The organism is Streptomyces sp. NPDC058307 (genome assembly GCF_042880295.1).
Taxonomy (GTDB): domain Bacteria; phylum Actinomycetota; class Actinomycetes; order Streptomycetales; family Streptomycetaceae; genus Streptomyces.
The window spans coordinates 41983-55674 of the sequence record NZ_JBHVYZ010000056.1; the positions used below are offsets into that span (position 1 = coordinate 41983).

Annotated in this window: 15 protein-coding genes and 1 tRNA gene; 4 read left to right on the forward strand and 12 right to left on the reverse strand. The window is 70.2% G+C overall.

What is annotated here, in order from left to right:
- Positions 1-179 precede the first annotated feature (179 nt).
- Both ACFVYN_RS31470 and ACFVYN_RS31475 read left to right on the forward strand, forming a co-directional pair.
- Entirely contained in the window at positions 180-1676 is a 1497-nt protein-coding gene (locus ACFVYN_RS31470) for an MFS transporter (protein ID WP_390004685.1), read from the forward strand.
- A 160-nt stretch (positions 1677-1836) separates the two neighbouring features.
- On the forward strand, positions 1837-2598 hold the full coding sequence (locus tag ACFVYN_RS31475; protein WP_390004688.1) for a TetR/AcrR family transcriptional regulator: 762 nt from the start codon (positions 1837-1839) through the stop codon (positions 2596-2598).
- Positions 2599-2619: 21 nt separating this feature from the next.
- Here the strand turns inward: ACFVYN_RS31475 and ACFVYN_RS31480 are convergent, their stop codons facing one another.
- From ACFVYN_RS31480 to ACFVYN_RS31495, 4 genes are all read right to left on the reverse strand, one after another.
- Positions 2620-3081 carry a PPOX class F420-dependent oxidoreductase gene (locus ACFVYN_RS31480; RefSeq protein WP_390004689.1) on the reverse strand — a complete coding sequence of 154 codons (462 nt, stop codon included), beginning with the start codon at positions 3079-3081 and terminating at the stop codon, positions 2620-2622.
- Between the two features lie 82 nt (positions 3082-3163).
- Positions 3164-3985 carry a YceI family protein gene (locus ACFVYN_RS31485; RefSeq protein WP_390004692.1) on the reverse strand — a complete coding sequence of 274 codons (822 nt, stop codon included), beginning with the start codon at positions 3983-3985 and terminating at the stop codon, positions 3164-3166.
- Positions 3986-4077: 92 nt separating this feature from the next.
- Complete coding sequence (locus ACFVYN_RS31490; protein ID WP_390004695.1) at positions 4078-6609, reverse strand: MFS transporter; 2532 nt, start codon at positions 6607-6609, stop codon at positions 4078-4080.
- 13 nt (positions 6610-6622) lie between these two features.
- A complete protein-coding gene (locus ACFVYN_RS31495; protein ID WP_390004698.1) occupies positions 6623-7159 on the reverse strand; it encodes a MarR family winged helix-turn-helix transcriptional regulator in 537 nt (178 codons plus the stop codon).
- Positions 7160-7354: 195 nt separating this feature from the next.
- Here ACFVYN_RS31495 and ACFVYN_RS31500 point away from each other — a divergent pair, with 195 nt between their 5' ends.
- Positions 7355-7570 carry a hypothetical protein gene (locus tag ACFVYN_RS31500; RefSeq protein WP_390004701.1) on the forward strand — a complete coding sequence of 72 codons (216 nt, stop codon included), beginning with the start codon at positions 7355-7357 and terminating at the stop codon, positions 7568-7570.
- A 551-nt stretch (positions 7571-8121) separates the two neighbouring features.
- Here ACFVYN_RS31500 and ACFVYN_RS31505 read toward each other — a convergent pair.
- The 8 genes from ACFVYN_RS31505 to ACFVYN_RS31540 form a co-directional block, all read right to left on the reverse strand.
- Entirely contained in the window at positions 8122-9015 is an 894-nt protein-coding gene (locus tag ACFVYN_RS31505) for an RNA polymerase sigma factor SigF (protein ID WP_390004703.1), read from the reverse strand.
- Between the two features lie 327 nt (positions 9016-9342).
- Positions 9343-10173 carry an RNA polymerase sigma factor SigF gene (locus ACFVYN_RS31510; RefSeq protein WP_390004711.1) on the reverse strand — a complete coding sequence of 277 codons (831 nt, stop codon included), beginning with the start codon at positions 10171-10173 and terminating at the stop codon, positions 9343-9345.
- Between the two features lie 179 nt (positions 10174-10352).
- Complete coding sequence (locus ACFVYN_RS31515) at positions 10353-10646, reverse strand: Dabb family protein (protein ID WP_390004706.1); 294 nt, start codon at positions 10644-10646, stop codon at positions 10353-10355.
- A 20-nt stretch (positions 10647-10666) separates the two neighbouring features.
- Positions 10667-10843 carry a hypothetical protein gene (locus ACFVYN_RS31520; RefSeq protein ID WP_355749057.1) on the reverse strand — a complete coding sequence of 59 codons (177 nt, stop codon included), beginning with the start codon at positions 10841-10843 and terminating at the stop codon, positions 10667-10669.
- A gap of 113 nt (positions 10844-10956) precedes the next feature.
- Positions 10957-11041 (reverse strand) — tRNA-Ser (locus tag ACFVYN_RS31525).
- Between the two features lie 111 nt (positions 11042-11152).
- Positions 11153-11578, reverse strand: coding sequence for a tRNA adenosine(34) deaminase TadA (tadA, locus tag ACFVYN_RS31530; protein WP_390004713.1), 426 nt, complete (start codon positions 11576-11578; stop codon positions 11153-11155).
- Between the two features lie 59 nt (positions 11579-11637).
- Positions 11638-12186, reverse strand: coding sequence for a hypothetical protein (locus ACFVYN_RS31535; RefSeq protein WP_390004716.1), 549 nt, complete (start codon positions 12184-12186; stop codon positions 11638-11640).
- Between the two features lie 312 nt (positions 12187-12498).
- A complete protein-coding gene (locus tag ACFVYN_RS31540; protein ID WP_007383124.1) occupies positions 12499-12681 on the reverse strand; it encodes a hypothetical protein in 183 nt (60 codons plus the stop codon).
- A 96-nt stretch (positions 12682-12777) separates the two neighbouring features.
- On the opposite strand from ACFVYN_RS31540, the gene upp reads away from it, so the two are divergent.
- Positions 12778-13413, forward strand: coding sequence for a uracil phosphoribosyltransferase (gene upp, locus ACFVYN_RS31545; protein ID WP_390004709.1), 636 nt, complete (start codon positions 12778-12780; stop codon positions 13411-13413).
- The last annotated feature ends 279 nt before the right edge of the window (positions 13414-13692 follow it).

Consider the following 13692-nt stretch of genomic DNA (forward strand, 5'->3'; position numbering starts at 1 on the left):
CACCCCCAAGCGCCAATCCTCTTTTTGGTTTGTTCGGGTGGGTTCTTTTTTTTTTTTAACCCCCCGGCCCCCCCCCCCCCCCGGCCCACGGGGGCCCCCCCGGGGGGCCCCCCCCCTTCTCGTCGTACGGCGGAAAAGCGCGTTGTACGCCGTATAGGAACTGTTCTACGGTGTACAGCATGACCGCTCCCGCCCCGGTTCCCGTCCCCGTCGCCGTCCCCCAGGGTCATCCCCAGCGCTGGCTGATACTCGGCGTCATCTGTCTCGCGCAGCTGACCGTGCTGCTCGACAACACGATCCTGAACGTGGCGATCCCCTCCCTCACCAGGGAACTGGGCGCCGCCACCTCCGACATCCAGTGGATGATCAACGCGTACTCGCTGGTGCAGTCGGGGCTCCTGCTCACCGCGGGCAGCGCGGCGGACCGCTACGGCCGCAAGAAGATGCTGGCTGCGGGGCTGGTGCTGTTCGGCGTCGGCTCGCTGGTCGCGGGTCTCGCCGACTCGACCGCCCAACTGATCGCGGCCCGGGCCGGGATGGGCGTGGGCGGCGCGCTGCTGATGACCACCACGCTCGCCGTGGCGATGCAGATCTTCGCGCCCGAGGAGCAGCCGAGGGCGATCGGCATCTGGGCGGCGGTCAACTCCCTTGGCTTCGCGGCCGGTCCCCTCCTCGGCGGCTTCATGCTGAACCACTTCTGGTGGGGCGCGATCTTCCTGATCAACCTGCCGGTCGCCGCGCTCGCCCTGGTCGCGGTCGTGCTCCTGGTCCCCGAGTCCAAAAACCCGCAGGGCGACCGCCCCGACCTGCTCGGCGCCCTGCTCTCCACGATCGGCATGGCCGCCCTGGTCTTCGCGATCATCTCCGGCCCCGAGCACGGCTGGACCTCCGGCCGGGTGCTGGCACCGGCGGCCGTGGCGGTGGTGGTCCTCGCCGGGTTCGCGTACTGGGAGAGCCGGATCCCTCACCCCATGCTCGACATGCACTTCTTCCGTGACCGCCGGTTCACCGGAGCGGTGGCGGGTGCGGTCCTGATCACCTTCGGCATGGGCGGCTCCCTCTTCCTGCTCACCCAGCACATGCAGTTCGTCCTCGGTTACGGCCCCCTGGAGGCGGGGCTGCGGACGGCACCGCTCGCGCTGATGATCGTCGCCCTCAACTTCACCGGCCTGTCGGCGAAGTGGTCGACCAGGCTCGGGACCCCGCTCTCCATCGGCCTCGGCATGGCGGTGATGGCCGCGGGCCTCCTCGCCATCGCCACGCTCACGGGCCACGGATATCCGGGCACGCTGCTCGGGCTGGTGCTGATCGGCGCGGGAGCGGCGGTCGCCAGTCCCGCGATGGCCCACGCGATCATGAGCGCGATCCCGCCGGAGAAGGCCGGGGTCGGCGCGGGCATCAACGGCACGGTGGCCGAGTTCGGGCAGGGGCTCGGGGTCGCCGTGCTGGGCGCGGTGCTGAACGCGCGGTTCGCGGCCGGGATCTCGGTGGCCGCGGTGTCCCTGCCGGGGGCGCTGGCGCAGGCGGGGTCGGCGTCGGAGAAGGCGCGGATCACCGAGGCATTCGCCGCCGGCCTGGAGAGCAGTCAGTTGGTGGGGGCGGTGGCGGTGCTGCTGGGCGGGGTGGTGGCGGGGGTGTTGCTGCGGCGGGCGGAGCGGGCTACTCCGCAGGGTTGAGCGCTCAGGGGGTGGGGGTGTGCTTCGTCGGCGGGTGCGGGTTCACTGCGGCCGGTCGCGCCCACGCGGCGGAGCCGGATATCGGCACGGTCCCGCGCCCCTCACAGGTCGGTGCAGGCCTAGCATCTCGGCAAGTGAACGACGTCTCGGAAGGTGCGCCATGGTGAAGGCAGGCCAAGAAGCGGCCGCGCGAACCAGTGTCTGGCTGGAGGGCAAGGTGCGCCGGGGCGGGCGTGGCGGCGGGCAGCCGTCCGGGCTGGACCGGGACCGGATCACCGAGGTCACCGTCCGTCTCCTGGACGCCGAGGGGCTGGCCAGGTTCTCCATGCGGCGGCTGGCCGCCGAGCTGAACGTGACCGCGATGTCCGTCTACTGGTACGTCGACACCAAGGACGACCTCCTCGAACTCGCCCTGGACGCGGCCTTCGGCGAGCTGGAGCTGCCGGACCCGGAGGCCGACGAGGACTGGCGGGACCAACTGCGCGCGGTGGCAAGGGAGTACCGGGGCCTGCTGGTCCGGCACCCCTGGGTCTCACCGCTGGCCGGAACCTTCCTCAACATCGGCCCCCGCTCCCTGGACCTGTCCCGGACCGTGCACCGGATCGTCCGCAGGACCGGCCTGCCCGCGCACGGCATCACCGGCGCGATCTCCGCCGTCTTCCAGTTCGTCTACGGCTTCGGCACCATCGAGGGCCACTTCATCGCCCGCGCCACCCAGGCCGGCATGACCCAGGAGGAGTACTTCCGCCACGCCATGACCACCGCCACCCGGGCCCCCGGCGCCGCCGAGATCCTCAGGGAGAACGAGGAGATCCTGACGGCGAGGGGCGGCGACACGGTGAAGGACATGCAGGACAGGGACTTCACGTTCGCCCTGGAACTCCTGGTCAAGGGCATCGAGGCGATGGTCGAGCGCCCTTAGGCGCGCTTGCCCACCTCGCGATCAGGCCAACCGCGCCGGGAAACCGCCGGTGGCCACCGGACCCCACCGCACCGGCGTCACCCGGATGATCGACTTCCCCTGCTTGACCATCGCCGAACGGTACTCGTCCCAGTCCGGATGCTCCCCGGAGATGTTCCGGAAGTACTCCACCAACGGCTCCACGGACTCCGGCGAGTCGATGACCTCCGCGGTCCCGTCGACCTGCACCCACGGTCCGTTCCACTCGTCGCTCAGCACGATCACGCTGACCTGGGCGTCCCGCTTCGCGTTCCGGGTCTTGGCCCGCTCGGGATACGTCGACACGACGATCCGCCCCGAGTCGTCCACCCCGCAGGTCAGCGGCGAGGCCTGCGGCGACCCGTCCGCCCGCCGCGTCAGCAGGATCGCCCGGTGCCGGGGCCGTACGAAGTCCAGCAGCTCGTCCAGCGAGACGGCCTTGTTGGTCGCAATGTTCGGTGCCATGACCTCAGCCTAGTTGGAGTGCCACGGCGTTCCCGTGTCCACCGACTCGGCGTAGGAGCCCCGCAGGCCACTGCCAGCGCCCTCAGGCCTGCGGCAGCGACTCCCCCTGCACCGCCTGCACATCGAGCTCGACCTTCAGCGTCGTCCCGATCGCCGCGATCCCCGCCTGCACGACCTGGTTGTAGTTCATGGCGAAGTCCTCCCGCCGCAGCTGGGTCGTCGCCCGGAAGGCGGCGCGGGTCCCGCCCCAGGGATCGGCGCCGGTGCCCAGGTAGGCGAGGTCCAGGTCGACGGGCCGTACGACACCGCGCATCGCCAGCTCGCCCCGGACCGTCCAGCGGTCCGTGCCGGACACGACCAGCCCCGTCGACCGGTAGGTGATCTCCGGGTACCGCTCGACGTCCAGGAAGTCCGCCGACCTCAGGTGCTCGTCCCGCATCGCGTTCCCGGTGTCGATGGAGGCCGCCCGGATCACCGCCTCCACCCGGGACTTGGTCACGTCGTCCGGGGCGACCTCGATCGCCGCCGTGAAGTCGGTGAAGCGGCCGTGCACGCTGGAGATGCCCAGGTGCTGGGCGACCGCGCCGACACTGGAGTGGGCCGGGTCGACGGTCCAGGGTCCCGGCGGCGGGAGTTCCGCCCCGCCGACGCGGGCCAGCGTGACCGTGCCGACCTCGGCGCGGCCGCTCGCGGTGACGATCGCGCTGGAGGCGGCGGGTGCGTAACCGACGGCGGTGATGATGACGGTGTACGCCCCCGGCTCCAGCGGTGTGGCGTCCCGCACCGCCCCCTCCGCGTCCGCCTCCGCGCGCAGTACCTGGGTGCCGGTCATGTCGGTCACCGTGACCACCGCGTGCGACACGGCCCATCCGTCCCGGGTTCGGATCCTCGCGGTCAGTCCCATGTGTCATACCTCCTCAAAGAAGACCGGCCCGTGGCGGGCGCGCGCCTTTGCTCGGAGCGCGCGCCCCCTGCCACGGGCCGGAAGTGGGTGAACTACTCGCCGGGGTGGGCGAGTTCGATGTCGTGGCCGTCCACGCCGGGGCCGGTCACCGTCAGGGCCGTCGCCTGCGGCGGGTAGCCCGTCGCGATGACCGTGTACTCGCCGCCGTCCAGGTCGGTGAAGGCGTACGCCCCGTCCGACCCGGTGGTGGCGGTACCGACCACGTTGCCGGCCGCGTCCACGAGGGTGACCCGCGCGTTGGCCAGCGGACCGTGCGGCGCCCGTACGACACCCTGCAGGCGGGCGCCCGAGTCGAGGTCGACCTCGATGCGGGTGACGCCGGTGCCGCCGACCTCGACGGGCAGGGCGCGCGGCCGGAACCCGGCGGCGTTGACCGCGACGGTCACCGCACCCGGCACCAGCTCGCCGAAGGCGAACTCGCCCTGCTCACCGGTGGTCCCGGTGGCCAGCAGATCACCGCGCACATCGGTGACGATCACCATCGCGTCCTTGACCGGCTCCCCGTTCTGCGCGGCCCGCACGAGCCCGTTGAGCCCGCTGGTGCCGCTGAGGAGGATGTCGTAGGCGACCGGCTCGCCGTTCACGAGCACCGTGGACGCCTGCGGCTGGAAGCCGTCCGCGGAGGCGATCAGGACGTACGACCCGACGCTCGGCGCCTCGACCGCGTAGGAACCGTCGGCCTGTGTCACCGACCGGCCCAGCTGCCGTCCCGCGAGCGAGATCAGCGTGACCGCGGCCTGCGGGACCGGCGCGCTCTCGGCGCCGCGCACGAAACCGCGGACCGGGATGGAGCCGGAGCCTTCACCGGACGCCTCCGGACGGGCGAGGGTGGCCACGGCGGACAGCCGCTGCGTGCCGTCGGGGGCGGACTCGGTGTCGGAGGAGACGGTCTCGGTGGCCGCCCAGCTCGGAGTGTGCGCGGCGGCCTCGGTCTCCACCGGAGCCTCGGCGGGAGCGGGAGTCTCCTCGCCGGCGGCCTGTGCCAGCGCGCCCTTGGTCCGCAACGGAACCTCCTTGATGAACAGGGTGATCAGGAACGCGACGGCCGCGAGGGCGCCGGCGATCAGGAACACGTCGGCGATGCCGTGGCCGTAGGAGCTCTCCATGAGCGTGCGCACCGGGGCCGGGAGCTTGCCCAGGTCCGGGATGCTGTCGGTGGAGGAGCCGGAACCGGACAGGGCGGCCTGGTACTTGGGGTCGAGGGCGGCGACGCCGTCCGTGACGTAGTGCGAGATCCGGTGGGACATGACCGCGCCGAGCGCGGAGACGCCGACCGCACCACCGAGGGAACGGAAGAAGGTGACCGTCGAGCTGGCCGAGCCGAGGTCGCTCGGGTCGACCTGGTTCTGCGTGCACAGCACCAGGTTCTGCATCATCATGCCGATGCCGAGACCCAGCAGGGCCATGAAGATCGACATCTTCCAGTAGGCCGTGTCGTACCGGATGGTGCCGAGCAGACCGAGGCCGGCCGTCACCAGCACACCACCACTGACCAGCCACGCCTTCCAGCGCCCGGTGCGGGTGATGAACTGCCCGGAGACGGTGGAGGAGATGAACAGCCCGCCGATCATCGGGATGGTCATCACACCCGACATCGTCGGGGACTTGTCGCGGGCCAGCTGGAAGTACTGGCTGAAGAAGACGGTGCCGGTGAACATCGCGACACCGACGAACAGCGAGGCCAGCGACGCGAGGGTGATGGTGCGGTTCCTGAACAGCCGCAGCGGGATGATCGGTTCGCGCACCCTGGACTCGACCAGCACGAAGATCAGACCGAGGACGATCGAACCACCGACCATCGCGTACGTCTGCCAGGAGATCCAGTCGTACTTGTCACCGGCGAAGGTGACCCAGACCAGCAGCAGCGAGACGGCGGCGGCGACGAAGAACGCACCGGCCCAGTCGACCTTCACGTCCCGCTTCACGACCGGCAGGTGCAGGGTCTTCTGCAGCACGATCAGCGCGATGACGGCGAAGGGGACACCGACGTAGAAGCACCAGCGCCAGCCCAGCCACGAGGTGTCGGTGATGACACCGCCGAGCAGCGGGCCGCCGACGGTGGCGACGGCGAAGGTCGCGCCGAGGTAGCCGGAGTAACGGCCGCGCTCACGCGGGGAGATCATCGCGGCCATGACGATCTGGGCGAGCGCGGACAGACCGCCGACGCCGATGCCCTGGACGACACGGCAGGCGATCAGCATCCCGGCGTTCTGCGAGAGACCGGCGGCCGCGGAGCCCAGGACGTAGATGACCAGGGCTATCTGGACGAGCGCCTTCTTGCTGTACAGGTCGGCGAGCTTGCCCCACAGGGGGGTGGCCGCGGTCATCGACAGCAGGGCGGCGGTGACGACCCAGGTGTAGGCGGACTGGCCGCCGCCGAGGTCGCTGATGATGTGCGGGAGCGCGTTGGTGACGATCGTGGACGACAGGATCGCCACGAACATGCCGAGCAGCAGGCCGGAGATGGCCTCCATGATCTGCCGGTGCGTCATCGGGGCGTACTCGGTGGAGCCTCCCCCGTGCTTGGCGTGAGCCCGCACACCGGTTGGTGTGGTCGTAGCCATGGGCTTCCTTCTCTTATTGGGTGGTCGCGGGTGTACGGGTGATCTGTTCGAGTACGGGGGAAACCGGCGGCCGCGGTTCGGGGCCGTGGGCGCGGGTGTCGTAGGCGCGGGCGTCATGGGAACGGCTGTCGTCGAAGCTCGCCCGCAGACGGGCCATCAGCGCCGTCAGCTGGATGACCTCGTCGTCGCTCCAGTCGCTGAGCCGCTCGGCGAGCATGAGGCAGGTCCGGCGGGACAGCTGGTCGAGGAGCGCCTGGCCGGCCGGCGTCAGACGCAGGATGCGGGAGCGCTTGTCCGCCGGGTCGGGGGAGCGCTCGATCCAGCCGCGCTCGGCTACGTGCGCCACGTGGCGGCTGGTCACCGACATGTCCACGGCGAGCAGCTCGGAGAGCTTGCTCATGCGCATGTCCCCGTAGCGCCCGAGGAGGGTCAGCACGGCGGCGGAACCGGCTGGGCACTCGGACGGCATCATCCGCCCGATCTCCCTCTTCACGGCCCCGAAGGCGCTGAACTGGCGGATCAGCTCCTCGTATCGCGCCTGCTCGGCCATCACACCTCCCGTATTCGTTGCTTAGGGCAACCATAGACGTGCTTGGTTGCTACAGGCAAATAAAACGGATGGGGTGCGGCATAAAAAGTTGGCAAAGGCAAGTATTGTGGACGTAAACCCGCATGTGGGAGCCGCTGATGCCCCTGTCAGCCCCGCACTTGGGCCCCGGTCCCGGATTCGCTAGGGTCTCTGGGCATGGCTGAGAACCAGGTTCCCGAGGGCAACTACGACCCCGCCGGCAGCACTCAGATGTTCCGCGCGTTCGTCGACGAGGGCCCGCAGGGCCGCCGACAGCCGACAGCGCCGGCCGCGTCGGCCGCCACGTCGGGCGGTCCGCGCGTCGGACTCATCATCGGGGTGGTGGTCGCGGTGGCGATCGTCGCGGCGGTGGCTTGGCTGGCGCTGGGGTAGCGCGGCGGGGGTGGGTTCGGGTTCGGGTGCGGGTTCGGTGGGGGCGGGCGTTTTGCGCAGTTCCCCGCGCCCCTGAATGCCTGCGGCGGCCCGCTCGGCCCCGGTGGGGGCTCGTGTAGCGCGTGCCCGTGCGTTGTGGGTCGGGGCCGGGGTGGGGGGTGTCCGTCCCCTGCCCGCCGTAGGCGGCCAACCGCCCGTCCTGGCGCGCCGTACGGCGAACGGTCCGTTGTGGCGCGGAGGTGGCGGGCGGTCCGTCGTGGTTCGTGGGGTGGCGAGCGGTCCGTCGGGGCGCGCGTACGGCGAACGGTCCGTCGTCACGCGTGGGGTGGCGAAGGGTTCCCTCGTGGGCGCAGGTGACTGCAGCTCCCTAGGGGCGCGGGGAACTGCGCGACCAGCCCCCACCGGCCCGCAGCCGCCCGAACAACCCGACCCGGCACCCTTGTAGGCGCCCCGTCCAAGCCCAGCGCAGCTGCCCGCAGCCGGCCGAACAACCCGACCCGGCACATCCAGAGGCACTCGCTTCTGGATGCCCGGTGACAGGGAGGCGACCCTCAGTCCGAGATGAGCCCTTCCCGCAGCTGGGCCAGGGTTCGGGTCAGGAGGCGGGATACGTGCATCTGGGAGATGCCGACCTCGTCGCCGATCTGTGACTGGGTCATGTTGGCGAAGAAGCGCAGCATGATGATCTGGCGCTCACGCGGCGGGAGTTTGGCCAGCAGCGGCTTCAGGGACTCCCGGTACTCGACGCCCTCCAGAGCCGTGTCCTCGTAGCCGAGGCGGTCCGCGAGGGAGCCCTCGCCGCCGTCGTCCTCCGGGGCCGGGGAGTCCAGCGAGGACGCGGTGTACGCGTTGCCGACCGCGAGGCCGTCGACGACGTCCTCCTCGGACACGCCGAGCACGGTGGCGAGTTCGGCGACCGTCGGAGAGCGGTCCAGCTTCTGGGAGAGTTCGTCGCTGGCCTTGGTGAGGGCCAGCCGCAGCTCCTGCAGACGGCGCGGGACACGCACCGACCACGAGGTGTCGCGGAAGAACCGCTTGATCTCGCCCACGACCGTCGGCATCGCGAACGTCGGGAACTCGACGCCCCGTTCGCAGTCGAAGCGGTCGATCGCCTTGATCAGGCCGATGGTGCCGACCTGGACGATGTCCTCCATCGGCTCGTTGCGCGAGCGGAAACGGGCCGCCGCGTAACGCACCAGCGGGAGGTTGAGCTCGATGAGGGTGTCCCGGACGTACGCGCGCTCCGGGCTGTTCTCGTCGAGTGCGGCGAGCCGCAGGAAGAGGGAGCGGGACAGGGTGCGGGTGTCGATGGCTCCCGACACCGTCGGGGGAGCCGGGAGAGCCGGGGCCGGCGCGGCCTCGACAGCCGTGACGTCGTCGAGTGCGGGCTCAGCCTCGCTCTTGGTGAGCGTGAGCACCTTCGAGCTGCCCTGATCTGCGGACATGCCACCCCCTTTGGGTCGCGGGACGGTCGTGGCGAACGCCCCGTGGTGGAACGTCAGCCTTCACCTGAATACCGGAGCCGAAGCCTCGGCAAACGCGCTTCCGGCAGAATGTCACATGTCGGCAACACGCTGTAGTGACATGTCGACACGTGAGACTCTAATACGCCCTGGGTAAAGGGGGTCTGACGGTTTTTCGGCACAGAAGTGCCGGGAACGGCGCCGGTGAGCGATTCGCTCGCCCCGGTTACCTCTCGATCCCGCTTGCGAACTGCGGTGTTCCGGACCGTGCGACCGTGCGCCCCTTATGCATCCGCTATCCGCCGAAGATTATGCGTCGATCCGATTGGCGGACCGCAGTCGCTGGAAGCTACGCGCGAGTAGCCTCGAAACGTGCATCTGTGAGACGCCGAGTTCCGCGCTGATTTGCGACTGGGTGAGATTGCTGTAGTAGCGCAGCAGCAGGATTCGCTGTTCGCGTTCCGGGAGTTGGACCAGGAGATGGCGGACCAGGTCGCGGTGTTCCACGCCGTCCAGCGCCGGGTCCTCGTAGCCGAGCCGGTCGAGCAGGCCCGGCAGTCCGTCGCCCTCCTGCGCCGCCTCGAGCGAGGTGGCGTGGTACGACCGTCCGGCCTCGATGCAGGACAGCACCTCGTCCTCGGTGATGCGCAGCCGCTCGGCGATCTCGGAGGTCGTCGGGGTCCGTCCGAAGGCGGTCGTCAGGTCCTCCGTGGCGCCGTTGACCTGCACCCACAGCTCGTGCAGCCGGCGTGGGACGTGGACCGTGCGGACGTTGTCGCGGAAGTACCGCTTGATCTCGCCGACGACGGTCGGCATCGCGAAGGTCGGGAACTGTACGCCCCGGTCCGGGTCGAAGCGGTCGATGGCGTTGATGAGCCCGATGGTGCCGACCTGGATCACGTCCTCCATCGGCTCGTTGCGGGAGCGGAAGCGGGCGGCCGCGTAGCGCACGAGCGGGAGGTTGGCCTCGATGAGCGCCGTCCGGACCCGGCTGTGCTCCGGCGTGCCCGGCTCGAGTTCCTTCAACTCGCCGAAGAGCACCTGGGTCAGCGCCCGGGTGTCGGCGCCGCGACTGCGTGGGGCGGCCTCCTGGGGGGCCTCCTGGGGAGGCGCGGTACTGGCCGCCACGGTCAACGCCACCTCTTCGTTGGTCAACTCATCCGTCAAAAGCGGTCATAGCATCACAAGACATGTGCACTGTGTGCAAGCACCGCATAACGTTGGGTAAGCCGTGTTGAGGGGAAAGTTGGGCAAGTTGGGCTGAAAGACGCAGAAAAGCCTCCCACCGTTCCCGGCAGGAGGCTTCGGAGCGCTCGGGCTCAGTACGCGTAGTCCGCGATCACCCAGGTGGCGAACTCCTTCCACAGCCCCACGCCCGCCTGGTGCTCGGGGTGCTCGACGTACGTCCGCAGCGCGGTCACGTCCTCGAATCCGGAGTTGATGGCGAAGTCGTAGGCGATGGGGCGGTCGCTGAGGTTCCAGCCCAGCTCCCAGAAGCGGATCTCGGGGATCTTCCCGTCCAGCGCGCGGAAGGCCTCGACACCCGCGACGACACGCGGGTCGTCACGCTCGACACCCTCGTTGAGCTTGAAGAGGACGAGATGGCGGATCATGGGCGCTCCCTCGAGTCTGTTCAGTGCGCCCCGTCGGCCAGCCAGGTGAAGAAGTCGCCCACGGCCTTGGCGGCGTCCGATATGCCCTGGAACCCTATCTCCACGTAGTCGGCCGCCTTGGCCGGGTCCGTGATGATCACGTACAGCACGAAGACCACGAGCAAATAGACGGCGATCTTCTTTCCGTTCACCGCCATCGCGGCCTCCCCCGCTACTGGTGCGTCTGTTCCTTCTGGGGCGCGAGTGTAACCGGGGTGATCAGCACGCGTACGCACGAAGGGCCCCGTCTCTCGACGGGGCCCTTCTCCAGCGGTAGCGGAGGGATTTGAACCCTCGGTGACTTGCGCCACACTCGCTTTCGAGGCGAGCTCCTTCGGCCGCTCGGACACGCTACCGAGGGAGACCTTACAGCAAGGTGGGGCATGGTTTGAAATCGGTATCGGCGGCCCGGAGGCGGTCCGTCGGTGGCCCGGAGGTGGTCGATCGGTGGTTGGGCAGGCGGTCCGTCAGCGGTCGCGGAAGAACTCCGTGAGGAGGCCGGCGCACTCCTTGGCGAGCACGCCCTCGATGACCTCGGGCCGGTGGTTGAGGCGCCGGTCGCGGACGACGTCCCACAGGGAGCCGGCCGCGCCCGCCTTCTCGTCCCGGGCGCCGTAGACGACCCGGTCCACCCGGGACTGCACGATCGCGCCTGCGCACATCGTGCAGGGCTCCAGCGTGACGACGAGCGTGCAGCCGGTCAGCCGCCACTCGCCGAGCTCCGCCGCCGCCCGCCTGATCGCGAGGACTTCCGCGTGCGCGGTCGGGTCGCCGACCGCCTCGCGTTCGTTGTGGCCGGCCGCGAGCACGGTCGTACCGTCCGGGGACAGGACGACGGCGCCCACCGGCACGTCGGCGCCCGCCCGGCCGGCCTCGTCCAGGGCGAGCCGCATCGCGGCCCGCCAGTGGTCGCGCACCGGGTCCGGGGTGCCGTCCTTCCCGGTCCCTGCGGTCAGCGGACGGTCTCCAGGACCTCCGAGGCGCCCAGGGCCTCGGCGATCTCGGTGAGGGCGTCCTCCGACAGGGCCTTCAGCTCCTTCTCGCTGACGCCCAGGTCGTCGAGGACCTGCGGATCACCGACCGGGCCGTGTGGCACGGCCTCCGCGGAGCCGCCCGCCACGGCGGTGACGTCCTCTTCCTCGTCGTCGTCCTCGTCCTCACCGTCCTCGGTGCCGTCGAGGTCGAGGGCGTCGAGATCGGGGCCGTCGTCGCCGGGCTCCCTTCCGAGCAGTTCGTCGGTGAGCAGGATCTCGCCGTACGAGCTGCGGGCAGCGGCGGCGGCGTCCGAGACGTAGATACGGGGATCTTCCTCACCGTCGATGCGGACGACGCCGAACCAGGCGTCCTCCTGCTCGATCAGCACGAGCACCGTGTCGTCCTCGGCCGCGGCTTCCCGGGCGAGGTCGGCCAGATCCGACAGCGTCTCCACATTGTCGAGGAGCTCTGTGTCGCTCGCTTCCCACCCGTCTTCGGTGCGCGCGAGCAGTGCGGCGAAGTACACCGTGACTCTCCCACTGGTCATAGGTGTGCCGGTCGGGGGTCCCCCCGGCGGAGGTTCGGGCGGGGAGAGCTCGGCTCCGAACCCCACCCACTCGGAATCGTGGCAGAAACAAGGCGTTCAGGGGACGTCTTCGGCACCCTGTGTCCGGTGGTTTTGATCGCACGCGCGTCGGCACGTCGGTGAAGGACTCACCAGCGCACTCGTCGCCGCCACGAGCGGGATCGTACGCGGCTTTCCCAAGGGCCCACACACGCCCACCCGTTCCGTGCGGCTCGCGTTTCGTGATCTTTCTTACCAGCGGCGTGATCTTTCCTACCAGCGGAAGGTCCGCATGCGCATCGCGTGCCGCAGACGGGCCACTTTCGCCCGGCGTGGCTGCACCCGGTCGCGCAGTTCCCGGGCTTCCGCGAGGTCGCGCAGAAACTGCGCGCGCCGGCGCCGGCGTTCGGCGTCGGTCTCCTGTGACGACGGTTCGTGCTCAGGCAGGTCAGGCATCGGTTCACCACCCCAGTCCGTCCCTCCCACTTTCCCCCGGTCGGGGCGTTTGACGCCAGCGCGAGGGGCTCGGTGGTCCCGGCTACTGTTGTGGACATGCGCCTCCACGTCGTCGACCACCCTCTGGTCGCCCACAAACTCACCACGCTGCGCGACCAGCGCACCGACTCCGCGACCTTCCGCCGTCTCGCCGACGAGCTGGTCACCCTGCTCGCCTACGAGGCCACGCGCGACGTGCGCACCGAGGCGGTCGACATCCGCACCCCGGTCGCCGCCACGACCGGTGTGAAGCTGTCGTATCCGCGCCCGCTGGTGGTGCCGATCCTCCGTGCCGGGCTCGGCATGCTGGACGGCATGGTCCGGCTGCTGCCGTCCGCCGAGGTGGGGTTCCTCGGCATGATCCGCAACGAGGAGACGCTGCAGGCCACCACGTACGCCGCGCGTATGCCGGAGGACCTGTCCGGGCGGCAGGTGTACATCCTCGACCCGATGCTCGCGACGGGGGGCACCCTGGTCGCCGCGATCCGTGAGCTGATCAAGCGCGGCGCGGACGATGTGACGGCGGTGGTCCTGCTGGCCGCCCCGGAGGGCGTGGAGATCATGGAGCGCGAGCTGGCGGGTACGCCGGTCACGGTGGTCACGGCCGCGGTCGACGACCACCTCAACGAGCACGGCTACATCGTGCCGGGGCTCGGCGACGCGGGGGACCGTCTGTACGGGGCGGCCGAGTAGGGGTTGCCTGTGCGGGTGCGGGTGCGGGTGCGGGTGCGGGTGCGGGTGCGGGTGCGGTGGGGGCGGGCGTTTTGCGCAGTTCCCCGCGCCCCTGGGTGCCTGCGGCGGCCCGCTGCGGTCCGGTGGGGGCGGGTGTAGCGCGTGCGGTTCGGTGGGTGGGTCGGTGCCGGGGTGGGGGGTGTCCGTCCCCGGTCCGGCGGTTGCTGTTGCTTCGGTTGTGCTCGGTAACGGACGCCGGCCGCTGCGGGCGGACACCCCCCACCCCGTCCCCTGCCCGCC